This window comes from Mesorhizobium sp. 131-3-5, assembly GCF_016756575.1.
In the GTDB taxonomy this organism is placed as follows: Bacteria; Pseudomonadota; Alphaproteobacteria; order Rhizobiales; family Rhizobiaceae; genus Mesorhizobium; species Mesorhizobium jarvisii.
In genome coordinates this window covers 530233-552146 of sequence record NZ_AP023255.1, presented here as the reverse complement: position 1 = coordinate 552146, position 21914 = coordinate 530233, and the positions used below count along the sequence as shown (strand labels likewise).

Sequence of the window (21914 nt, the reverse complement as noted above, 5' to 3'; positions counted from 1 at the left end):
GCTTCCCCTACTTTTCGCTCATGCGGTCGCGACCGATCCGGGCAGCTCAGTGCCTTGGCCGGCGGTTTGCGAAACATCTCCCCCGCAACAACCGTGTGCAGCCTCTCCAGCGGGTCACCAGTCATCGATCGTCTCCCGTGCCGGCCAAATCCAGTTGATAAAAGCGTTGATTGAGCACGAAGGCACGATAAGATACGAAGCCTAGCGAAGCGGAACGAAACTAGAGCCTATAAGTTGTTGTTTAAGAACGGAAAGTTATTTCTCCCTCCGCCCAGAGACGGGAGTGATTTCAAAGAATTATTCAAACGATTGGCGGCGGCGGGCGCGGGTCGACTACTGGGCAAAGACGGGTTTCCTGCCGGCCCATGGACGCCCGAGCTCCTTGCAGAGGCGATTTCACAGATTGATTCCAACCGGGTTGGGGTCGATCTACGAACGGTGCAGCTTTGGTTTCAAGAGAACGAGAAGGGTATTAGCACTGCCAACATTCGTTGGCTGGCGAGGATTCTCGGATGCGATGATCCGGTCGCAACTAGCGAATGGCAGATGGAGCTTAGTGCGGCGCAATCGCGGCTATCGATCAAGAGACGAGGATGGAAGAGAGCCGGAAGCAGCGTTACACAGGAGATTCCAGATACGGCACTGACGGCGACCTTCGACGACGAGACAGACTCCCCAGCAGTGCTGACACGGGATACTGACCCCAAAGGGCCGAGCCGGCGTTTTAGTTTGGCGAGAAAATCGGAGGCGTTTTTTAGTCGCGGATCTCCCCTGAATTTACCGGCGTCGGTGTTTGCGGGTGTCACCGCTCTTGGGTTTTTGTCGTATCTTACGGGGATTCACAGCGTGACATATGGTCGGGCGGATGGCGTCGTCAAGCAGGTTGGGTTTCTTTGGACAGCGAATTGGACATTCGTCTTCATGGTATTTTTGCCACTGTTTTTTGCCTTCGTGACAGAGCTGGTGACCTTTTGGAAAGATGAAGGCCGCCCAAAGCTTGTAGCGCAGGGCGACAAGATGGAAAGCGACGATGCCTGGGCGCGCAGCGTACAAGCTTCTTCGTATTCATATTGGGCGGTTCTTTTGATTTGTGTGGTATTCGCCGGTCTTTTTCAGTGGATCGGCGTGTCTTTAATCCCGTTGCTCAAAGGTGGTGGCAGCTATGCGACGGACTGGGGCTCGTTAGCGATTGTGCGCCCTGACATTATATCGGTGCCGGAAGCGATCGTGTTCACGGGGCTCGCTTACCTATACATGTGCCTATGTTTTTATCTGTTCTTCGTAGGTCTAATTTTGCTTTATACAGTGATCCATGATCTTTGGAGAATTGGAAAGGCAGCGAGTAATTCGCCCGAGGTGGATTATCAATACGGCTTACATGAAGCCAGCCTCAGAGTTATGCGTGCGATTTTTCGGTGTACTGTTTTGGGTCTTCTGATCGCCATAGTCATGAAGCTCCAGAGTGCTTACCTGACATCGCGTGGGGAGAATATTGTGGCGTGGTTGGTCGGCGATATGTCTTCCGCCTTCTATGGGCGAAATGATGTGACCGCCGTGATCAGCTACCGTAGGCCGACCCATTATAGTAGCCTTCTCATCGCTATTTCGACCTGTGCTGTATTTCTGTACGGCTCCATCCGTGTAGGTGTCGAACCTCGGTTTCGTATGTCTTTGTGGAAGATGTCAGCGATCGTAGCGTTACTCGTGGCTAGCTACTTGCTGATCGATGCATTTGCTGGCTTTTCGATCCTTCTGGGCGTTGGAGTGCTGTTCGCAATATATGGCTTGTTTGATCCAGGGTTGGGGCGACGGCAAGCGATTAAGTTGGGAAACAATCAGAGTGTATCATAGTTGGCTTGATCATTGGGATGAGCGGCGGGCGCGACGCGGTGAGGAAGGGAAGAAGTCAACCGATTTCGCCCTTGACGCGGAACGCGCCTTTCCAGGTGCGGATAAGATAACAAGTATCGAGGAATTCTGTGCCCTTGCGGACCAAGCCGTGGCTGATCCAGCCTTTTTCGATGACCCGAATGTGAGTGTTCAGGGGTTTGAAAGGCTAGATGGGTGGCTCAAATTTCCATCGGACATATCTACTGATATCGAACAGAACAATGTCGTCTCGGCGAAAATCACAGAAAGCGGGTCGTTCGATCAGGCGATGGTGATTTTTCACCATTGGAATGCAACCTTCCGGAATCGTCAGATCGCCAACTTTTTCTCGCAACGTGGCATCACGGTTGTCGAGATCGCTATGCCTTATCACTTCGAGCGCAGCCGTCCCGGCTCCGCGCACGCTGACTATATGCTTAGCCCTAATCTCGGTCGAACGATTCAATCTGTAAGGCAGGCAGTGTTAGATGGGCGAAAGCTCATACGTTGGTTGAAGATCGAAGGCTATCGAGACATTTCAGTTCTCGGTATGAGCTTAGGCTCCTGGGTTGCGGGCCTTCTCGCGGCGCACGACTCGGCTGTGTCGAAAGCCTCGTTGTTTCTCACGGCGGGGAGTCTAGCGGATATGGTTTGGGCGGGTCGCGCGACACGATTGATACGTGCTAGTCTCGAGCCAGCGATTAAGCTGACCGAGCTCAGAAGGGCTTGGGGTCCACTTAACTTGGAGAATTACGCAGATAGTTTGGCACGGCCTGATCTCGGTCTTCACGTTGTGTTGGCTAAGAGAGACAAAGTGGTGTTGCCAGAGCTATCGGAGAGGTTCATGCAGAGGCTGAAGGACGCCGGAGCTAGGCCAAATATTTTGGAATTAAACTGTGGTCATTATTCGCTCGCCATGCCGCCATACATTTTGTTGGCCGGTTTGAGCTTGAAGCGGTTTCTGTCGCGTGCTGACAAGTCTGCCCGGCAAGCATGAGTTTGGCGTTGGCCGGTCAGTTCACCAGCAAATTCTCTGGTGGGCATCACGACACTAAAGTGATGAATCTGGGTCGCCCCCTACCGGAACCGACCCCTGGAATTGGCCGACAACGGCGCAGGCGTGACACCGGCAAAAGTCACGACACCCTTCTACTCTACACGCGCCGGCAATCACACCGGGCTAGGTTTGACGGCTTGTTCTCATATGGTTTCGACCCTCAAGAGGAAGCTCTTCATCAGCAGAATTCCCGACGCCGGCACAGTCGTCCATGTAGTCCCTTATCATCCCCGCCGCTGCAACAGGGTAGCAGCCGACGATGACAGCAGCGGCTCGACAGCCGCGGCGGGGGTGCTAGTCTAAAGTCGGCCGCTGGGCCTGACGGGCAGGGGCATGGGAGCGGTCGCCGGCTGGGGGCGTATTACAGGCCCTTTAGGAACACTCGTCAGGCGGCTAGATGTCGGCTCCGCCAGGCGGCATCTTTTCGGAAAAGAGGAAGGTCGCTGGATCAAGTTTCAACGCCTTGGCGATCGCCGCAATCGTGTCCACGCTGATATTGCCGCTCGCGCGTTCCAGTTTCGTGAATGTCGCCTCCGCCACGCCGATTAGTTCGGCCATCTCATAGCGGTGCAAAGTACGTCGTTGTCGCTCAAAATCGATGATGTGCGCCAGCCGCTTGCGAATCGCATTGTCGTCCAACCGATGCGCCCATTCCGGAACTTTCTTGCCGCCGGCGAGCAGTGATGCAAAAGACAGTTGCAAGCCGTTTGCCATGATCTGCAGCGTCGTCAATGTGACATTGTTTTTGTGACGCACAGTCTGAATGTAGGTTCGATAGGCCAGTTTTTCGCCCTCGGGGGTCCGAAACAGTTCGGCCATGTGCATATGGGTTAGGCCGCGTCTGGCTCTCTCCCGCTCAAGCGTTAGTGCAATGTTGGCGCGCAACGGGTTGTCGACCACGCCTCCGTCGTCTCGTTTCATAAATCGATGTAGTCGCACAAACCTGCCTTTTCGACCTGTCCTTTTTCGCGCCGATCGTCCATAGTAAACTGTCAAATCTGTAGCGAGGAAAGGCTATGACCATACTCAAATTCCTACTAGGGGGTGCCGTCGCCATCGCGGGCGCCGCAGCTCTTCCATCCCAATCGAAAGCGTCGGAATGGGGCTGTCAGGTCCTCCTATGTCTTTCCGGCGACTGGCAAGGCACCCCCTCGTGCCACCCGCCAATTTACAAGTTGATTGCGGCGATGGAAGCCCCGGGTTTTAATTGGCCGACCTGTCCGCAAGCCAACTCCAGCGCGGCGAGATTTGAGAAGTATGAGGATTGTCCGTCTGGCTGGCAAGCAGTTGGCAGCTCCGAATCCGATCGGCCGGGCTTAGGTCAAGAACGGAACATCTGCCGCATCGCGGCCGACAGGCTCTCCTTGCCCGTTGTTTTCAAAAACAACGCCCTCGGCGGGCATCATCGAGACGGATCACGTCCGGTCCAAATCGAAATCGACGGTAAGGTGGTTGCGGCAACAATCCAGCCTGCGGGAAACGATCGAGGGCATTCCCTTGGTAATGGCCCCACCTACTACACCCTCCCTCGACCGATGCGCGGAAAGCCCTGGTTCATCGAGTATGATGACGCGAACGGCGTGCGCCAGAAAAGCTGGTTCAATCTCAACATGCGCTAAGCCAGGCGATCGAGCAGGACGAGGCACTATGAGGGTCACAATTCACGGAGGTTTGTAGTGTTCAAGGTGCTTCTCCTGTCCACGGTGATTTTGAACACAGGCGCTGTGTTGACGGCGGCTGGTCAGAGCGACAAGCCCCGATCAAACGTAGACAATCCTATGTGGCCCGCTTCACTGAAATGGGACTGCAAGACCGCTGCCAAAATCGTGTGTGAGCGCGATGGCAGTTGCTCGGTGGCTGAGGACCACACCGGATTTGTGCTGAACTACGGTAGCAACGAAGCTGAGTTCCCGGCCAGCAATGTCAGGATCAAACGCCACTATCAACAGACCGTGCACGGGAGCCCTTTGCAGCAGGAAGTTAGAGTGGAACTGGCCGACAATCGCGTTCTTTGGCTGACGGCGGTGGATGCCAGCCGCACTTATTCGCAAGCGTGGGTCGGCGCACTGAGCGAGTTGAAGGGTGGCGCGGTACTGATGGAATCCGAGGGCGTGTATTGTATGCCGCACAAGTGAGTGCACCGAGAGGGGTGGCGAGCGAGCGAAGGCCGATATGGTCTGACCTGGGACGCCGGCGGTTGAGAAGAGGCCATAGTCGCCCGCCAAGTTTTGATCAGGCGGTGAGATGGGGCCATTAACATCGATCTGTTGATCTGAGGCTTGGAGTAGGCTTGACTGTGGAAACTGATCGTATTTCTGTCGATTACAATTGGAAAGACCGGGGTAAAGTATTATAAATACTTCGCGGTGTTAAGAAATATTAACTTACACTGGTGATGTTGCAACCAAGTTCGAATGTCGCGCCGCCAGCAAAGTAGAAATGTCGCAATCCGGTGCTGCCGGCTGCGACGCCAGCGCCCGATCGGGCGTCAGCTGGTGGGGGTTGCGCAGCCCGATCGGGGGCGATCCAGTAGATCTCCATCGGCTTTAGCTTTGAGAGCTGACTTCACTCGGCAGCATCCAGCCTTGCCAGCGCTTGTTGTCGACGCGCGATGACAGCAGGATCATTCATGAAATCCTTCCTACGCCCCGGCTTCCTGTCGCGCTTCTGATAGCCAGTCTGTTCGCTGTTCGTCTTAATCTTCGGCGCGGGCCGAGCCTCATCTTGCTGGCTCTTGATCCAGGACAGAACCTCGCCAAGCCGCTTGTTCTCGGTGACCGCGGCGTGGGTGACGCGCTGCTCTTTGTCGAAGACAGTGTAGGGCAGGGAGCATGCCTTCCACCGAATATCCAGGCGACCGTCGGCGAACTCGTAAATATCGACATATCTGCCGACCAGGCCGCATGAGATATCGTTCTTCTCCAGCATGATCTGCTTGCGTTCGTAGGAGAAAGACAATTGCTGGCCGACATAGCGCTGCTCGCGTTTGCAGAGAAGGTCGCGGAGTCGATCGGCCGGCATGTTCAAGACACGATGCAGATTGTCCGGCCGGGTAGGGATCTTCGCAAACTTGTCGTTGAAGCTGGTCGTGAATGCCGGCAGAAAAGCGTTGGCTTCTTCGATATCTGAGATGCCAGCAAGACGCAGTTCCTTCACAAGCCGGTCCTGCAGCGTGCGATTGACACGTTCGACCCGGCCCTTGGCCTGGCTCGAATTGGCGCACAGGATCTCGATGTTGAGCTCGGACAAGGCTCGGCCGAATTGGGTCATGCCGCGGCCGGCACGAGCCTCGGCCTTCGCCACCCGAAACACCGTGTGCTTGTCGGAATAGAATGCCACTGGGCAGCCGTGCGCCTTCAGATAAAGATCCAAGGCCTCGAAGTAACTGAACGTGCTCTCCGACTTCACGAAGCGCAGCTGCTGAAGCTTGCCGGTCGCGTCATCGATGAAGACGAGCAGGGTGCATGGACCGCCCCGCTCCTCGAACCATCGATGCTCGCTGCCGTCGATCTGCACCAACTCGCCATAGGCTTCGCGGCGCAAGCGCGGCTGATGGAATGTCCGGCGCTGCTTACGCGACAGCCAGATTCCGGCCTCAGCCATCCATTTGCGAACCGTCTCACGCGATACGGTGACACCATGATCCTCAGCCAGCTTCTCAGCCGCAAGCGTCGGGCCGAAGTCCAGATAGTGTTCTTGGATGAGCGATAGAGTGAAGTCCCGAACGCCGTCGACAATCTGACGGTTCGAGCGTCGGCCGCGCGCCTTGTGGCGCAGTCCGGAAGCACCATCGGCCTGTCTATGCGTTGGTGAAAGTCGCATAATCTATCTTATGGAACTTGCCGGCAGTTTCAGAAGTGTTGCAGTCCCAGGCCGCGAGCGTATCTGCGCATCGGCTTCCTTTCTTCCGGAGGAAGACTGCTTCGTCGACGCATTCGCAGCGTTGAATGAGGTGGTTGCGGGCCGCGAAGCGGAGCTCCTCAATAGAGGAGCGTAGCGGCCCGTCACCCGCTCGGATTTGTACAGGCCCCCCGCCTTCAGGCCGGCCAGTTCGTTCGAGAGATGGGAAATGAAAGCGTCGGTCATCGGCAGACTCAAGGCAGCACAGCCCTCCCGCACTGGGGAGGAACGCTCGACAATATATCGCCGTACTATGCGTAATTTACCGCGGTCGACCATGCCGGATCGGCATGCTTCTCCCAATACAGGTCGGTCAGCTGGCGTGTTAGAGCGCCAACCTTGCCGTTGCCTAGAACCGTCTCGTCAATCTTGGACACCGGCATGATCCCACCCGCTGTAGACGTGATGAAAACCTCATCGGCGCCCTTCAATTCGTCGCGATCAATGTCGCCGGCGCTGACGGAGAGGCCCAATTCATCGCATAGGTCGAATACGGTCTGCCGGGTAATGCCGGCAAGAACGCCATAAGCCGGGGTCTTCAAGCGGCCGTCCTTGACGGTGAAAACGTTGAAGCCAGGCCCTTCGGCAATGTTGTCATTGATGTCGACGATCAATGCCGTTTCGGCACCGTAGTCGTACGCGTCGAACAGTCCCTTCACCAGATCGAGCCAGTGATAGTTCTTGATGGTCGGATCGATCGACTTGGGCGGGATCCGAACGGTGTTGCTGATTGCGACATGCAGGCCGCGCTCCAGCTGCTCCTTGCTGGCAACCGACCCGAAAGGCACCGCGAATGCGATGAACCTGTTCTCCGACTGGCGTGGGTCACGGCTAAAGGTGGGCGAGCCACCTCGCGTGCAGACCATTTCCACATACGCCGACTTGTGCCCGGATAGCGCCACGCAGGTAGACAGGATTTTCTCGATCTCACTACGGTCGTAGGGAACCTTCATGCGGAGCTTTTCCATCCCGCGGAAGAACCGGTCCAGGTGCAGGTCCAGCCTGAAGAACCTTCCGTCCCATAGATGAACGGTATCGTAGGTGGCATCGGAATGCAAAAAACCCCAGTCCAGGACGGACACTTTGGCTTCGGACATCGGCAGGTACTGACCTATCCATGAAGGCTATGCCATGAGGATAATGTCGTAGATCCCGGTGCCGTTGCTCTATGGCTGGGAGAGCCGTTGCAGGTTCGGCCGCAGCAATTGTCATTCCCTAGTTCTCCAATCTTGCAATCCCGCACAAGCGGTCACGAATCGCCGCCGCGAAACTGCCCCAGCGGCTCCGAAACGGCAGCACACCGCGCGTGCCCGCCTTTGGGTACGGCCGCCGATACAATTAAATCGCAGACTTCGATGGATTGATTGCGATCAAAGTGGCGCCTCCGCCGCAATGAACGCTTCAAAAACGGGATCGAAGTGAGGGAAACGTTAAAGGGCTACACTAGCACCCGTGGCTCAAACTTCACCCGATCTAGGGCAATCATGCTCTTGAATTTGCGGACATTGGGATTTGTGTAGAGTTTGGTCTTTACAAAAACGTCGAAGGCCTCGACGTCCTCCACCGCTACAATAAGAACGAAGTCGGCATCGCCTGTGACCATATAGCATTGAGTGACTTCTTTTGCCGCCCTCATAGCCCGCTTGAAGTCGTCAACAAGGTCTAAACGCTCACGATCGAGTTCCACTGTCACGACCACGGTCAGCGACTTCCCGAGCGCCTTGGCGTCGACTAAGGAGATATCAGCGGTGATGATTCCGTCTGCGCGGAGCTTATTGACACGGCGCATGCATGAAGCGGCAGACGAACCCACGAGGTCCGCAAGCTCGGAGAACGACAGCCTGTTGTTCCTTTGAAGGGCGCCGAGTATCCGCCGGTCAAGATCATCTATCATACCAAAACCCTAGATGCGAAACCCCGATGTGGCGTTATCGATTCGAAACGGCCGTTGCAAGATCGGACGCTCAATGAAATGCTAGCTCAATCCTAGGGTGCTATCATTGCAATCCTCGCGGAAACGCGGCCATTTCTTTTCACTGCAAATTTTGCCCAAACTATTCCAAACGCTTGCGGCAAATTTCTGCACATGATGCCAACCACTTGGCCCAGCGACGGACGTAAGACGTCGATGAATGGATTCAGTATGCACTCAGTCGAAGAGTTTTATCACCTGGCCGACGAAGTCACAGTCTGGCGCAGGCATCTTCATCAAAACCCAGAGCTGGATTTCGCTGTGCATGAAACGGCTCGGTTCGTTGTGGACAAACTAGCGTCCTTTGGAATGTCAGGAAAACCATTGTTTCGAGGACCTGTGGAACACCATCGAGACCGGATGGCCGGAAAACGGTGCGGGCGCTCGCGGCACGCCGCCTGTCGGCCGCCATCTCCTTCAACGTGCTCGGCATGCAAACGATCTTGCGCGCGCGTGTTCCGGCGACGCGCGATCGGCACGCGCTGATGATCGAGGCCAAAATTCGCTGCGAGCACAAGATCGGCGAAGAACTCGGCGTCCTTCCTCCGCCGCTCGAGCGCCGTGCCGATAGGCGTCAACCCTGCTGGCAATGAAAGGTGAGTTCAAGGATTTCGGCGACCTCTGTTTCCGCCTCGGCTTCGAGGTGCTCCACAACAGGACAAGCACGCCTTTCCTCACATCGGACAATCCGGTCTGCAGCTACGATCCGCGTCAGCTCGGCCCTTTTGCTCAGCCTCGCTAACGCGACCCGATTGCCTACGGAGATTGCCGAAGGCTATCGGGTGTTTCTGCGCGATCCCGCCAATCGCGCTTTGCTCAGGTTGCTGGAGGCAGAGACCGGAGATCAAGCCTGGTGGTCCGACGCAACGGAGCTACGCCAGCCGGCATCCAACGCCGGTGAATATATTGCCGGCGAGCCGTCGCATGTCTGACGCTTCGCAGAATTGGTGACTGAACTGCCCACGCTGCCTAGCTGTATCGCGTGAGCAGAAGACAGAGGTTGTATAGCGTGAATCTGCCGAACTTGCGAAAACGCGCTTGCCCAGAGCCTGTTCGAGCGCTGCGCGGAGCCGCTACCGAAATTCCATAATCCGTTCATCGGCGCGCCTATGACTGGCAGACGTTGCTTACAGGCGTATTTGCTCTTGTCGGCGCGTACTTATTGTGGGTTCAAATCCAGCGTCAAAGACGCCAGTTGCGATTTGAGAGCGAATGGATCGCGCTCAAACGCAAACGTGAGAACCTGGCGGCCCGCATCGGGTTTCCACACGCGCTCGCAGAGCTCAGCAGATATTGGGCTGCCTCGTTCGAGTCCTCGCGCAGCCTGGTCGCAGCGTCGCGTGCCTCCGCAATCTCTGGAGAATCATTTGGAGTCGCCTATATTTTCCTGGTCGTATATCCTAGTCAGCGCGACCGGCGAAGTTCGGCCAAGCGATCGGCCAAATCGACCTACCGATCGCAAATTTGTACATGCTATCAATGCGCTAAGCATAGCGAATATCGGCCATCATCGGCATCGGCATTGGCGTCGTCGATCAACCGTCTCGGTGAAGCTGAGGTAGCGCTAAACATCGGCCAAATGATCGGCCAGTTATGGGCGCTCAGCTAAAATTTCTGTTGACATATACGTACTTAGCGCGATCTAACATCGGCCAATTATGGAAGAGACCGTACAGCGCATCGAGCCGGCGCGCCTGGAAGACGTTGCGGAGCCTATCTCCGACGCGCTGGCTGAGCTGTCAGCAAGCTCGGCGGTTCTCGGCGCCAAGCTGCATCCGCGCACGGCCGCGAACCTGGCGGATCTCGTGCGCATCATGAACACCTATTACAGCAACCTGATCGAGGGCCACAACACGCGCCCCCGCGACATCGAACGCGCCCTCGCCGGCGAATTCGACAAAGACCAGGAACGACGCAACCTGCAGGTGGAAGCCGCGGCCCATGTTCGACTGCAGGGGGAAATCGATTGCCTGGCCGCAGAGGGTCAGCTCCCAGAACCGGCTTCGCTTGATTTTTTGCGCTGGCTGCATGCGGAATTCTACCGTGACGCCGATGAGGCGATGTTGCGCATTCGCGGCGCAGACAGAGAATTCTTGATGGTTCCGGGTCGGTGGCGATCACAGCCCGAACATGATGTCACTGTCGGCCGCCACCAGCCGCCGTCAAGCGATCGCGTTGAAGCGTTCATGGAGCATTTCGCTAGCCGGTACCGCTTCCAACGTACGGGCAAAGCGGCTAGGATATTGGCGATTCCGGCCGCGCATCATCGGTTCAATTACATTCATCCCTTCCCTGACGGCAATGGACGCGTCAGCCGCTTGATGAGTCACGCCATGGCCCATGAGGCAGGAATTGCCGCGCACGGGCTGTGGTCGATTTCCCGAGGCCTGGCGCGGGGTCTGGAAAGCCGCGGCGACTATAAACGCATGATGGATCACGCCGACATGCCACGCCAAGGCGATCGCGACGGCCGCGGTAATCTTTCTATGCGGGCGCTGGCGGATTTTACCTTATGGTTTCTACGCGTATGCATCGATCAGGTCAGTTTCATGTCCAGCCTGTTCGATTTGAACCAACTTGCCCGGCGTCTGCAGCGGTTCGTTCAACGCTACGACCTGAAGCCAGAAGCTTTCCGGCTGCTCGAGGAGGCGCTTCTGCGCGGCGAGTTCGATCGCGGTGAGGCCTCACGTATCGCTGGCTTGCCGGAACGTACGGCCCGCCGCGTGTTTACCGAGGTGCTCGAGCTTGGCCTGCTTGCGTCCGATACCCCGAAAGGACCGGTATCGCTACGCTTCCCGGTCGACACGTTGGACGAACTGTTTCCTAAGCTATTTCCGGAAACTTAGCGTTGCATAACTGCGCCTATAGTGTTGCCGATGCCCTTGTCACTCAAGCGAGTCCAGCCGCGGCTCGGGCGCTCGGTGAGTTCGTGGTCCGCAAGCTTAAACCTCCGTTCGATTGGGCGCAGGATGGATAGATATTGGGAACCGAAACAATCCACAGAAATATTTTGGTACCTATGTTGGTTAGCGCTGCCGCTGCGCAAATCACAACTATTTGGAAACAAAGCGAAATCTTCTCGGATCGGATTCCGCCTCTGAGGGCGAAACACGTCTCCGCCGCAACGAGCGGCAAGACACGCGTTAGGAGCCGGACTTGATTGTAGTAAGGGCTGGCCGCGCCCACATCTCCTCCGGGACCGTTATGCGGTATTTTGTATCGAGTCTGCCGCCTCCGACCAGCACTCTGTTGCCCCTGCCAAGGCCAAGCTCGTCGAGCGCTTCGGGTTTGGGGAGCTTCTTCAGCCATGCGTAGGAATGGCGCTCGGCCATCCAATAGAACAGTCTGCATAATTTGACGCTCGTGCATTTGCGCAAGAGTTGCTCCATGCGCCTTGGCGAGAGCGTCGTCATACCCTGTAGAAGCTGGTCGGCATGCTCGAAGGAGATGGCGCCACCAGTCGGCGAAATGGCCGTCGCCGCAATAGCAGGCCGAATGGTACTCGACGATGTCGCCGGTGAACATGACGTTGGCGTCGGGCACGAAGGCGACGATGTCGCCTGCCGTATGCGCGCGACCAAGGAATTCAAGGTCCACCCGCCGTTTGCCCATATAGAGCGTTAACCGGTCGTTGAAGGTCAGCGTTGGCCAGGTCAGGCCGGGGATCGACTCGTGGCCCTGGAAGAGGCGCGGAAACCGGCCGAACTCGGAGTTCCAGTCCTCAGGCCCGCGCTCGGCGACCATGGCGCGCGCCTTCTCCGACATGATCGTCTGCTGCGCGCCATAGGCCGAAGCGCCGAGAACCCGCACAGCGTGATAGTGCGTCAAGCACGACATAGTTGATCGGCTTGTCGGTGAGGGTCCTGACCTTCTCGATCACCTTGCCGGCCAGCCGCGGCGTGGCCTGGGCGTCGATCACCATCACCGATTTGTCGCCGATGATGACACCAGTGTTCGGGTCGCCCTCGGCGGTGAAGGCCCACAGGTCGCGGCCGATCTCGGTGAAGGAGATCTTTTTCTCTGCCACATCTCCGACAGATGCGAATTGCTTGGCCATGGTCTCAGGCTTCCTTGTTGTGTTGCGTCACCGTCTGCTCAATCGCGCCGAAGATCGAGTCGCCGGCCTTGTCTCTCATCTCGATGCGGACCGTGTCGCCGAATCGCATGAAAGGTGCCTTTGCCGCACCCTGCTCGATAGTCTCGATCATGCGGATCTCGGCAATGCAGGAATAGCGGACGCCGCCTTAACAGACAGGTTTGCCCGCCCATCGCCGAGCTTGTTCTTCTGGGCGGCGGCGGCTCGATCCTTGCCGCGCCGCTCCTGCTTTACGTCGTCGGCGTTTCCATCCTCCATATCGCCATCGGCACCAGCGCACTTGCCGTTTCGGCCAACGCGATTTCCAACTTCGCCGGCCATGCTACTGCTAGACCGCCGTGGTCGTGCGGGTCCTTTACGGTCCTTGCAACCGGCATGCCAACAGAGGTTTTGCGGACCTTCCTTGAAAGACGGGAAAACATGGGCACGGCCCCGCCCACGTCGGTTTTCGAACAAACGTGTCTTAGCCGCCCACGGCTGAACTGTAAGACAGTCGTCGAATAGGTGAGAATAGACGAACCGTCTGCTCTACAGATCACGCCTGAGTACATGAGGCCGTCTAATTACCCTGTTAGCCGAGGCGCCCGCCGCCACGTGCGGGCGATGCCGGCATCAACCGGCGGGCAGATGCGCCGAGGGCAACAAGCGCGCCTGAAGCCAGATCAGCCGAGCCGGTGCAGAAGCAGGCGACGGCCAACAGGCGGATGACGATCTCGAAATGCGCGACAACCGCCTCGGTGGACACCGTCGCCGCGCGCGGCACGCCGGCCGCCTGCCCGGCGATGTCCGCGCCCAGGCGGATGGCCTTGGCCACATCGACGCCGTCGCGGATCCCGCCCGACGCGATCAGCTTCACAGTTGGCAGTGCCCGACGTAACCGTCTGCACGCGGCTTGAATCAGCGTTCCGGCCGCTCGTTCCGGTCAATGAGGATACGCTCGGCCGCTCCGTCGAGATCCTCGTATTGACCAGACCTCAAGGCCCACAGGAAGCCAGACAGTCCAAGCCCGCCCGCCAACAGAGCAACAGGTATGAGATAAACCAGGATTGTCATGAGGGTTGCGCCAATGTGCCAGTGTGGGGGCGCCTGTCTGGCGGAGCAGTTCTCCTTGGCTCGTCTGGCACAAAACTTTGCAGCCTCGATGCATTGCCAATGACAAGCAGTGATGAGGCCGACATCGCGATCGCGGCGATCAACGGCGTGACATGCCCCAGAATGGCGATCGGCACGGCAACAGCGTTGTAGATGATCGCGATGGCTATGTTCTGGCGGATCAGCCGCCCTGCCTTCCGCGAGACGTCCAGCGCAAGGGGTACTGCCGAAAGGCTTTCACGCAGGAACACGAAATCGGCGGCGTTGCGGCCGATATCGGCGGCGGTGGCTGGAGCGATCGAGACGTGCGCCGCGCCCAGCGCTGGCGTGTCGTTGAGCCCGTCGCCCACCATCAGGACCTTGTGGCCGGCCTTGGTCAGCACTTCGATCCGCTCAGCCTTCTCGGACGGCAGCAGCGCCGAAACAAAACGGTCGATGCCCAATATTCTTGCGACATCGCCACAAGCGTCCGGGGTATCGCCCGACAGCATTTCGACCGACACGCCGGCATCCTTCAATTGTCCGACCGCCGCCTTGGCGTCGGCGCGCGTAGCGTCCTCGAACGTGAAGGAGGCGACGATCCTCCCATTCTTCGAAAGCACCGTCCCGCCATAGCCGCCATACTTGCCTTCGCCACCGGTCCGGGCTTTCCATCCGGCCCAGCCGCGCCGGCCAAGACGCCAGGTGCTGTCCGCGGTCGTGGCTTCGATGCCGAGACCCGGGTGCTCGCTGACGGCTTCCAGCTTCGGCTGGCCGGCAAAACCCGCGAATGCGGCGATGGCCTTCGAGAACGGGTGACGGGAGTGCGCCGCCATGTCGGCTGCGATCGCCAGCATCGCCGGATCGATGGTCGACGCGTTGACCAGCCTGGGCTGTCCGAGCGTCAGTGTGCCGGTCTTGTCGAACACCGCCGTATCAATCGCGGCCAGGCGTTCCATGGCCGAACCGTCCTTGACCATGATGCCGTTTTCGAACAGGCGCCGCGCCGCCACCACCTGCACGATCGGCACGGCGAGGCCGAGCGCGCACGGGCATGTGATGATGAGAACGGCGATCGCGATCGTCACTGCCCGGTGCCAGTCGCCGGTTACCGCCATCCAGCCAAGGAACGTCACGAAGGCGGTGAGATGGACCACCGGCGCATAGAGCGCCGAGACACGGTCGGCGATCCGCCGATAGTGCGCACGACCACCTTCGGCGGCTTCCATCAGCCGGACCATTTCCGCCAGGAAGGAGTCCTTTGCCGCAGCGGTCGCTTCGATGGTCAGGGGGCCGGTAAGGTTGAGCGTGCCGGCCTGAACCTGTTGCCCGGACGTCACGGTTTTTGGTGTGCTCTCGCCAGAAACCAGCGAGCAGTCGAGATCCGACGCGCCCCGAATGATCCGGCCGTCGACAGGGACCCTTTCGCCTGCGGCGACCAGAAGGTGCATGCCCGGTTCGATCTCGCCAACCGGCAGGTAGTCGCGCGCGCCATCGCCGCGCAGCACCATGGCGCCACGTGCGGCCAACTGGGACAGGCCTTTCACGGCGGTCCGTGCCCGTTCGCGCATGACGTGATCCAGGGTGCGGCCGATCAACAGGAAAAACAGCAACGAAACCGAGGCGTCGAAATAGGCGTGATCGCCATGATTGATCGTCTCGTAGAGGCTCATGGCATAAGCGAGCGACACCCCAACCGCGATCGGCACGTCCATGTTCATGCGGCCGTGGCGCAGTGCATTCCAGGCCGAGCGGAAGAAGATGCCGCCGGCAAAGGTGAGCGCCGGGATGGCGATCAATGCAGAGACCCAGTGAAACAGGTCGCGGGTAGCACCTTCGGCGCCGGACCAGACCGAGACCGAAAGCAGCATGATGTTGCCCGCGGCAAAGCCGGCAACGGCGACGGCGCGGATCAGTTCCGAGAGCGTCTTGTCCTTGCCGGCAGCCTCTGGATCGAACAGGTGCGCGTCATAGCCCAGCCGTCCAAGCGCGGCGACGAATGATGGAACCTCCTCGCCGCGCCACCGGACCGACACCCGTTTCGTCGACAAGTTGACACGCGCGTCTTCGACATTGTCGAGCTTTGCCAGCGCCGTCTCGATCGCCTGGATGCAGGCTGCGCAATGAACCGTCGGTACTGAAAGGTCGGTCTGGCGAAGACCATCGCCAACCAAGCGGCTCGCCAACCTGATCTCCTGGCCAGATGGCAGGACCGATGTGGTACCGGTCAGATCCATTGCCTGTTCCGCGCCGGGTGCACAGCAGCTCATTGCAGCGCTCCTTGCGAAATCATGATCCTGCGGACGTCGCGATAGGGTTGCGCCAGGCCGGCATCGGCGTCGACTTCGACGATCCAGACGCCGTCCTTCGGCATGTGCCGCGCCGCGAATTCCTCGCCGGAGGCGAGGGCGAGCGTAACGGACTTGTCCTCTTTCTCGTATGCGGGATGGCGAAACAGCACCTTGACGCCATGCAAGGGGACCGGCTTGCCGGTGGTATCGCTCAAGCTGTAGCGGACCTCACCCCGAGCGATCGTCAGTTTGCCGGTCCAGCCGAGTGCCGCCTGCGCGCGCCCTTCCTCGGCCTTTTTGTTGAATTGCTGGCTGGCCACATAGGTGTTCTCGACGACAAGGCCGGTCCAGCTCGTGCTGGCGAGTGTCGCCATCGTGAGATTGACCGCGATGATCACGCCGAAAAAGCCGAGAATGGTGAGCAGCATGTGCCTGCCGGTGAACTCACGCGTCTTTTGCGTATTGGTGCTCATCTGGCGATCTCCGGGGCGTTGAAGGTGGCGGTGTATTCGTCCGATTCGAAGCTCGCTCTGTCCTCGACGCGGAACTTGAAGGTTTGTGCAGCGTGCCGAACCTCACCCGCTGGCTGGCGCACGAAGACCTTCAGCATGTTCAGCCGGTCGGGTTCGACCGCGATGGCGAAGAAGCGAGCTGCCGGCAGATCACTGCCGACGACGCTCATTTCGGCTCCCTGCAAGCCCTGCATCGTGACGACGATCGTCCTTGGCTCGGGGATCATGTTAAGCAGCTTGACGGTGTAACCGTTGCGGATCGAGCCGTCGGACAGGGTCACGAATTGCGGATTGCGGTCGTGCAGGACGTTGATCTCGAGTCGGTCGCGCGTCAGCAGCGAATAGATCAAGGCAAGCCCGACCGCCGTCCACGCGCCCATGTAGAAGAAGGTCCTCGGCCGGAAGATCTTGCGAATATGGAAATGCGCCAACCTGGCGGAGAATGTGCTGTCGGCCGTTCTGACGAGTGAAGGTTTCACGGGACCGGAGCCGCCTGCGGTCGCCACCGCCATGTTGGCGTTGTAGTCGGACAGCGTCGCATAGGAGATCAGCCCGCGCTCCTTGCCGAGCTTGTTCATGACGCCGTCGCAGGCATCAAGGCACAGCGCGCAAGTGATGCATTCGAGTTGCTGGCCGTCGCGAATGTCGATCCCCATCGGGCAGACTGCGACACAGGCATTGCAGTCGACGCAGTCACCGACCGGCTGCCCCGCAGCCTGGACCTTCTTGGCGTGCCGCGAACGAGGTTCGCCACGCCAGTCATTGTAGGTCACAGTGAGCGAATTCTCGTCGAGCATGGCAGCCTGGATGCGCGGCCACGGGCACATGTAGGTGCAGACTTGCTCGCGCATCAGCCCGCCGAACGTGTAGGTGGTCGCCGTCAGCACCGCGATGGTGACGTAGGCGACCGAAGCGGCGGTGCCGTTGAATACGTCGCCGATCAGCGTCGGCGCATCGGCGAAATAGAGGATCCAGGCGCCGCCGGTAGCTGCCGCTATGACCAGCCAGATGGCGTGTTTCGACACACGCAGCACCAGTTTGCGCGCGGTCCATCGGCCGGCGTCGAGCTTCATGCGAGCGTTGCGATCGCCTTCGATCGCCCGCTCGACAACTAGGAAAAGATCGACCCATACCGTCTGCGGGCAGGTATAGCCGCACCAGGCGCGGCCGACGGTGGACGTGATCAGGAAGAGGCCGATGCCGGCCATCATCAGAAGGCCGGCGACATAGTAGAATTCCTGCGGCCATATCTCGATGAAGAAGACGTAGAAACGGCGGTTGGCAAGATCGATCAGCACGGCCTGATCAGGAGCAAACGGACCTCGATCCCAGCGCAACCAGGGCATCAGATAATAGATGCCCAGCGTGATCGCCATCACCAGCCATTTGAAGCGGCGAAAGCTGCCCGAGGCGCGTTTAGGGAAGATTTTCTTGCGCGGAGCATAGAGCGGCTGTCGTGTCTTGGCGGAGTTGACCGCTTTTGCCTCGAGCCGCTCCATCTGCGTTTTATCCAGCACGTGCATCTCCACTCGCGCGCGGCCTATGACATCGTTGTGCGACGGACTTGTCTGCTTCGACAGACGTCCGGTCTGCAGTGAGCCCGCTTCGCCGTGTGGGCCGCGCCGCCTTGCTGCAGGTCAATCGCCGCATGCCGGAATGGTGTCGGGGCCCGACTCGTGCCGGGCCCCGTCGCTTGGCGGGGAGGGCCGAGAATAGGCTTCCGTTCCTATTCTCCGCCGCCAAGCGAATGGACATAAACCGCAAGTTCCTTAACCTTGGTCTCGCCGAGACGCCCGATCCAGGCCGGCATGACACCGTGCTTCGGCGCGCGGACTTGGACGGCGATGGCTGTCTCGCCGGGTGCGTAGAGCCAGATCGCATCGGTCAGATTGGGCGCGCCGAGCTCTTTGTTGCCTTTCGCATTATCGCCATGACAGGCGACGCAGTTTTCCGCGAATACCTTGGCGCCGGGCTCGATAAGACTTGCATCCTGGACCTTGCCCGAGAGGCTGGCGACATAGGCACCGACCTGTGCGATCTGTTCGGGCGTGATGATGTCACCGAAGGGGGGCATTTCCGACTGCCGAGTATCCGGGTCGGATGCGAAACGGATGCCGTGCGCGATCGTTTGCTGGATCTGCTCGGTCGTGCCGCCCCACAGCCAGTCATCGTCGTTCAGGTTTGGAAAGCCCTTCGACCCTTGGGCGCCCGAGCCGTGGCATTGCACGCAATTGACCTTGAAGGTAGCTCCGCCGGCCGCTACCGCGAATTCACGCAGCGCGTCGTCGGCTGCAATCTCGGATACGGTCTTCTGCTGGATGGCCGCGACATATTTGCCCTTGGCGGCTTCGGCAGCCGCCAGCTCAATCTTGACAGCGTTGCGGCTGGAATAGCCAAGCACACCCTTGGTCGCGGAAGACAGCATCGGCCAAGCCGGATACGCAATTGTATAAGCCACCGCCCAAGCGACGGTGATGTAGAAGGTTATCACCCACCATCGGGGCAATGGGTTGTTGAGCTCCCTTATCCCGTCCCATTCATGACCGGTCGTTGAGATGCCCGAGACTTCGTCGATATGCTCGCTGCTCATGATCAGTCGTCCTTGAGTGGAATCTGGGCGGCTTGATCGGCCTGTGTTTTGCCGCCGGGACGCAAGGCAAAGGCAATGCAGCCGACGAAGAAGAGCGCCATGGCAAGCAGACCCCAGCTGTCCGCGAATTCCCGCATCAAATTATAGCTCATTGCGTCCCCCTCAGCGGTAGCCGGCTGCATCGTCATAGGTCTTGAAATCGACCAGTGTTCCCAGCATTTGCAGATAGGCGACGAGGGCATCCATCTCGGTCACCTGCTGCGGATTGCCGTCCAGATCACCGACTTTGGCTTTCGGATAGCGTTTCTCGACGCCGGAGGCATCGGCATTCGGGTCGGCCTGGACCATCAGATCGGCATTGGCGTGCGCGATCATCTCATCGGAGTACGGGACGCCAACACGCGCGTTCGCAACCAGATGCGTCGAGAAGTCCTTCACCTCGATCGGCGCGTCCTTCAGGAAGGCATAGCGAGGCATGATAGATTCCGGCACCACCGAACGTGGATCCATAAGGTGCTGAACGTGCCATTCGTTGGAATAGCGGTTGCCGACTCGAGCAAGGTCAGGGCCGGTGCGCTTCGAGCCCCACTGGAAGGGGTGGTCGTACATGGACTCGGCGGCCAGGCTGTAGTGGCCGTAGCGCTCGACCTCGTCCCGGAAAGGCCTGATCATCTGGCTGTGGCAGAGGTAGCAGCCCTCGCGCACATAGATGTTGCGTCCGGCGAGTTCCAGTGGCGAGTAGGGCCGCATGCCTTCGACTTTCTCGATCGTGTTGTCGAGATAGAAAAGCGGCGCAATCTCGACGATGCCGCCGACGGTCACGACAAGAAGAGAGCCAACGAGAAGAAGCGTGGCGTTCTTCTCGATGATCGCGTGTTTGTCCATCAAGCCCATTGTCTGGCTCCCTATTCGGCAGGCCGGAGGGCGGGCTCGGAACCTGGCATTGGTTGCTCTTCGCGCTGGTGGCCAAGAATGGTCATGGTCACGTTCCAGGCCATGAGCAGGGCGCCGGTGAGGTACATCGCACCGCCGATGGCACGCATGACGTAGAAGGGATGCATGGCGGCGACGGTTTCGGCGAAGGAGTAGACGAGGAAACCCTGCTCGTCGTACTCGCGCCACATCAGGCCCTGCATGATGCCGGAAACCCACATCACCGCGGCGTAGACGACGATTCCGAGCGTCGCCAGCCAGAAGTGCCAGGTGACGAGCCGCAGCGAATAGAGACGTTCACGGTTCCACAGTTTCGGCACCATGTAGTAGATTGCGCCGAACGAGATCATGCCAACCCAGCCGAGCGCGCCGGAATGGACATGGCCGATGGTCCAGTCCGTGTAGTGCGACAGCGAATTGACCGTTCTGATCGACATAATCGGACCTTCGAAGGTCGACATGCCGTAGAAGGCGACTGCCATCACCATCATGCGGATGATCGGATCGGTGCGCAGCTTGTCCCAGGCGCCAGACAGCGTCATCAGGCCATTGATCATACCGCCCCATGACGGCATCCACAGCATGATCGAGAACGCCATGCCGAGCGTCTGCGCCCAGTCGGGTAAGGCGGTGTAATGCAAGTGATGCGGGCCGGCCCAGATGTAGAGAAAGATGATCGCCCAGAAGTGGACGATCGACAGGCGGTAGGAATAGACTGGCCGGTTCGCCTGCTTTGGCACGAAATAATACATCATGCCGAGGAACCCGGCGGTGAGGAAGAAACCGACGGCGTTGTGGCCATACCACCATTGCGTCAAGGCGTCCTGGACGCCGGAGAAGGCGGAGTAGCTCTTCGAGCCGAGGAAGGAGGCCGGCATCGACAGATTGTTGACCACATGCAGCATCGCGATTGTCACGATGAAGGACAGGTAGAACCAGTTGGCGACGTAGATATGCGGTTCCTTGCGCTTCAGGATCGTGCCGAGGAACAGGATGAGATAGGCGACCCAGACGATGGTCAGCCAGAGATCCACATACCATTCGGGTTCGGCGTATTCGCGGGCTTCGGTGATGCCGAGCAGGTAGCCGGTCGCGGCCATGACGATGAACAGCTGGTAACCCCAGAACACAAACCAGGCCAGTTTGCCGCCAAACAGCCGGGCGCGGCACGTGCGCTGCACGACATAGAGAGACGTGCAAAGCAAAGCGTTGCCGCCGAAGGCGAAGACGACGCCGGATGTGTGCAGCGGCCGCAAACGGCCGAAATTGAACCAGGGTTGGATATTGAGGTGAGGGTATGCCAGCTGCAGGGCAATGATCACACCGACGAGCATGCCGACGACGCCCCAGAATACCGTTGCAATGGCTCCGTAGCGGATCGGGCCATCCATGTAGGCGGAGGTGTCGATCGGAGCCGCCGGCTTGAAATCTGTGTTGCGCAGCAGGATCGCGGTAAAGCCAGCCACGGCGAAGAACAAAACCCCCATATGCTGGCGAAAAGGTCCTTCTACGCCGAAGCCGGCAGCCACCAGGGCCGCAAAAGCAAACAGGCTTAGAACGACGATCTCCGTGCCGAATTTCATGACATGTCCCCGACCAGGATTCCAATGCGCGGACGCCAAA

Annotated in this window: 19 protein-coding genes and 5 pseudogenes; 7 read left to right on the top strand and 17 right to left on the bottom strand. The window is 58.9% G+C overall.

The features are described 5' to 3' along the window. Nucleotides 1–237: 237 nt before the first annotated feature. From JG747_RS35090 to JG747_RS37725, 3 genes are all read left to right on the top strand, one after another. Nucleotides 238–1851 (top strand): RcgA family putative transporter, encoded by a 1614-nt coding sequence (locus JG747_RS35090; protein WP_199201589.1) that lies wholly within the window; start codon nt 238–240, stop codon nt 1849–1851. After that, nucleotides 1841–2866 (top strand): RcgR family putative quorum lactone hydrolase, encoded by a 1026-nt coding sequence (locus JG747_RS35085; RefSeq protein WP_199201329.1) that lies wholly within the window; start codon nt 1841–1843, stop codon nt 2864–2866. The genes JG747_RS35090 and JG747_RS35085 overlap by 11 nt, the downstream gene beginning before the upstream one ends. A gap of 102 nt (nt 2867–2968) precedes the next feature. Beyond that, on the top strand, nt 2969–3229 hold the full coding sequence (locus tag JG747_RS37725) for an ATP-binding protein (RefSeq protein WP_342216821.1): 261 nt from the start codon (nt 2969–2971) through the stop codon (nt 3227–3229). Nucleotides 3230–3319: 90 nt separating this feature from the next. Here the strand turns inward: JG747_RS37725 and JG747_RS35080 are convergent, their stop codons facing one another. After that, nucleotides 3320–3826: a helix-turn-helix domain-containing protein gene (locus JG747_RS35080; protein WP_244497654.1), complete on the bottom strand. Its 507-nt coding sequence runs from the start codon at nt 3824–3826 to the stop codon at nt 3320–3322. A gap of 116 nt (nt 3827–3942) precedes the next feature. Between JG747_RS35080 and JG747_RS35075 the strand changes: the two genes are divergently transcribed. Further along, nucleotides 3943–4545, top strand: coding sequence for a hypothetical protein (locus JG747_RS35075; protein WP_199201328.1), 603 nt, complete (start codon nt 3943–3945; stop codon nt 4543–4545). A 57-nt stretch (nt 4546–4602) separates the two neighbouring features. After that, nucleotides 4603–5061, top strand: coding sequence for a hypothetical protein (locus JG747_RS35070; RefSeq protein ID WP_199201327.1), 459 nt, complete (start codon nt 4603–4605; stop codon nt 5059–5061). Between the two features lie 430 nt (nt 5062–5491). On the opposite strand, the pseudogene JG747_RS35065 reads toward JG747_RS35070, so the two are convergent. From JG747_RS35065 to JG747_RS35055, 3 genes and pseudogenes are all read right to left on the bottom strand, one after another. Next, nucleotides 5492–6724 (bottom strand): annotated as a pseudogene (locus JG747_RS35065) (ISNCY family transposase); the annotation flags it as partial. Between the two features lie 353 nt (nt 6725–7077). Continuing rightward, nucleotides 7078–8038 (bottom strand): annotated as a pseudogene (locus JG747_RS35060) (aminotransferase class IV). 226 nt (nt 8039–8264) lie between these two features. Then, nucleotides 8265–8720, bottom strand: a complete 456-nt coding sequence (locus JG747_RS35055; protein ID WP_199201326.1) for an Lrp/AsnC family transcriptional regulator — start codon at nt 8718–8720, stop codon at nt 8265–8267. Between the two features lie 452 nt (nt 8721–9172). Here JG747_RS35055 and JG747_RS37415 point away from each other — a divergent pair, with 452 nt between their 5' ends. Then, nucleotides 9173–9391: a hypothetical protein gene (locus JG747_RS37415; RefSeq protein WP_244748511.1), complete on the top strand. Its 219-nt coding sequence runs from the start codon at nt 9173–9175 to the stop codon at nt 9389–9391. Nucleotides 9392–10456: 1065 nt separating this feature from the next. After that, nucleotides 10457–11644, top strand: coding sequence for a Fic family protein (locus JG747_RS35045; protein WP_199201324.1), 1188 nt, complete (start codon nt 10457–10459; stop codon nt 11642–11644). A gap of 297 nt (nt 11645–11941) precedes the next feature. Here the strand turns inward: JG747_RS35045 and JG747_RS37410 are convergent, their stop codons facing one another. From JG747_RS37410 to ccoN, 13 genes and pseudogenes are all read right to left on the bottom strand, one after another. Beyond that, the gene (locus JG747_RS37410; protein WP_244748507.1) at nt 11942–12211 is read right to left on the bottom strand and encodes a type IV toxin-antitoxin system AbiEi family antitoxin domain-containing protein; all 270 of its coding nucleotides are present in this window, start codon (nt 12209–12211) and stop codon (nt 11942–11944) included. A gap of 43 nt (nt 12212–12254) precedes the next feature. Next, nucleotides 12255–12855 (bottom strand): annotated as a pseudogene (locus tag JG747_RS37405) (MBL fold metallo-hydrolase); the annotation flags it as partial. Nucleotides 12856–12859: 4 nt separating this feature from the next. Continuing rightward, nucleotides 12860–13042, bottom strand: a pseudogene (locus JG747_RS35030) (fumarylacetoacetate hydrolase family protein); the annotation flags it as partial. Beyond that, nucleotides 13003–13215 carry a hypothetical protein gene (locus JG747_RS35025; RefSeq protein WP_199201601.1) on the bottom strand — a complete coding sequence of 71 codons (213 nt, stop codon included), beginning with the start codon at nt 13213–13215 and terminating at the stop codon, nt 13003–13005. The pseudogene JG747_RS35030 and the gene JG747_RS35025, both read right to left, overlap by 40 nt. Before the next feature lie 291 nt (nt 13216–13506). Continuing rightward, nucleotides 13507–13771: pseudogene (locus tag JG747_RS35020) on the bottom strand (glutamate synthase-related protein); the annotation flags it as partial. Nucleotides 13772–13791: 20 nt separating this feature from the next. Continuing rightward, nucleotides 13792–13947, bottom strand: a complete 156-nt coding sequence (gene ccoS, locus JG747_RS35015; protein WP_136622694.1) for a cbb3-type cytochrome oxidase assembly protein CcoS — start codon at nt 13945–13947, stop codon at nt 13792–13794. Then, complete coding sequence (locus tag JG747_RS35010) at nt 13944–16235, bottom strand: cation-translocating P-type ATPase (RefSeq protein WP_199201322.1); 2292 nt, start codon at nt 16233–16235, stop codon at nt 13944–13946. Before JG747_RS35010 ends, ccoS begins: the two co-directional genes overlap by 4 nt. Beyond that, a complete protein-coding gene (locus JG747_RS35005) occupies nt 16232–16729 on the bottom strand; it encodes a FixH family protein (RefSeq protein WP_069091264.1) in 498 nt (165 codons plus the stop codon). The genes JG747_RS35010 and JG747_RS35005 overlap by 4 nt, the downstream gene beginning before the upstream one ends. Continuing rightward, nucleotides 16726–18291, bottom strand: a complete 1566-nt coding sequence (gene ccoG / locus JG747_RS35000) for a cytochrome c oxidase accessory protein CcoG (RefSeq protein WP_436175218.1) — start codon at nt 18289–18291, stop codon at nt 16726–16728. The genes JG747_RS35005 and ccoG overlap by 4 nt, the downstream gene beginning before the upstream one ends. A gap of 203 nt (nt 18292–18494) precedes the next feature. Next, nucleotides 18495–19358, bottom strand: a complete 864-nt coding sequence (gene ccoP / locus JG747_RS34995; protein ID WP_019856557.1) for a cytochrome-c oxidase, cbb3-type subunit III — start codon at nt 19356–19358, stop codon at nt 18495–18497. 2 nt (nt 19359–19360) lie between these two features. Then, nucleotides 19361–19510 (bottom strand): CcoQ/FixQ family Cbb3-type cytochrome c oxidase assembly chaperone, encoded by a 150-nt coding sequence (locus JG747_RS34990; RefSeq protein WP_027033462.1) that lies wholly within the window; start codon nt 19508–19510, stop codon nt 19361–19363. A 10-nt stretch (nt 19511–19520) separates the two neighbouring features. Then, the gene (gene ccoO / locus JG747_RS34985; protein ID WP_027033461.1) at nt 19521–20252 is read right to left on the bottom strand and encodes a cytochrome-c oxidase, cbb3-type subunit II; all 732 of its coding nucleotides are present in this window, start codon (nt 20250–20252) and stop codon (nt 19521–19523) included. 11 nt (nt 20253–20263) lie between these two features. Next, nucleotides 20264–21874 (bottom strand): cytochrome-c oxidase, cbb3-type subunit I, encoded by a 1611-nt coding sequence (ccoN, locus tag JG747_RS34980; RefSeq protein WP_199201320.1) that lies wholly within the window; start codon nt 21872–21874, stop codon nt 20264–20266. Nucleotides 21875–21914: the final 40 nt, after the last annotated feature.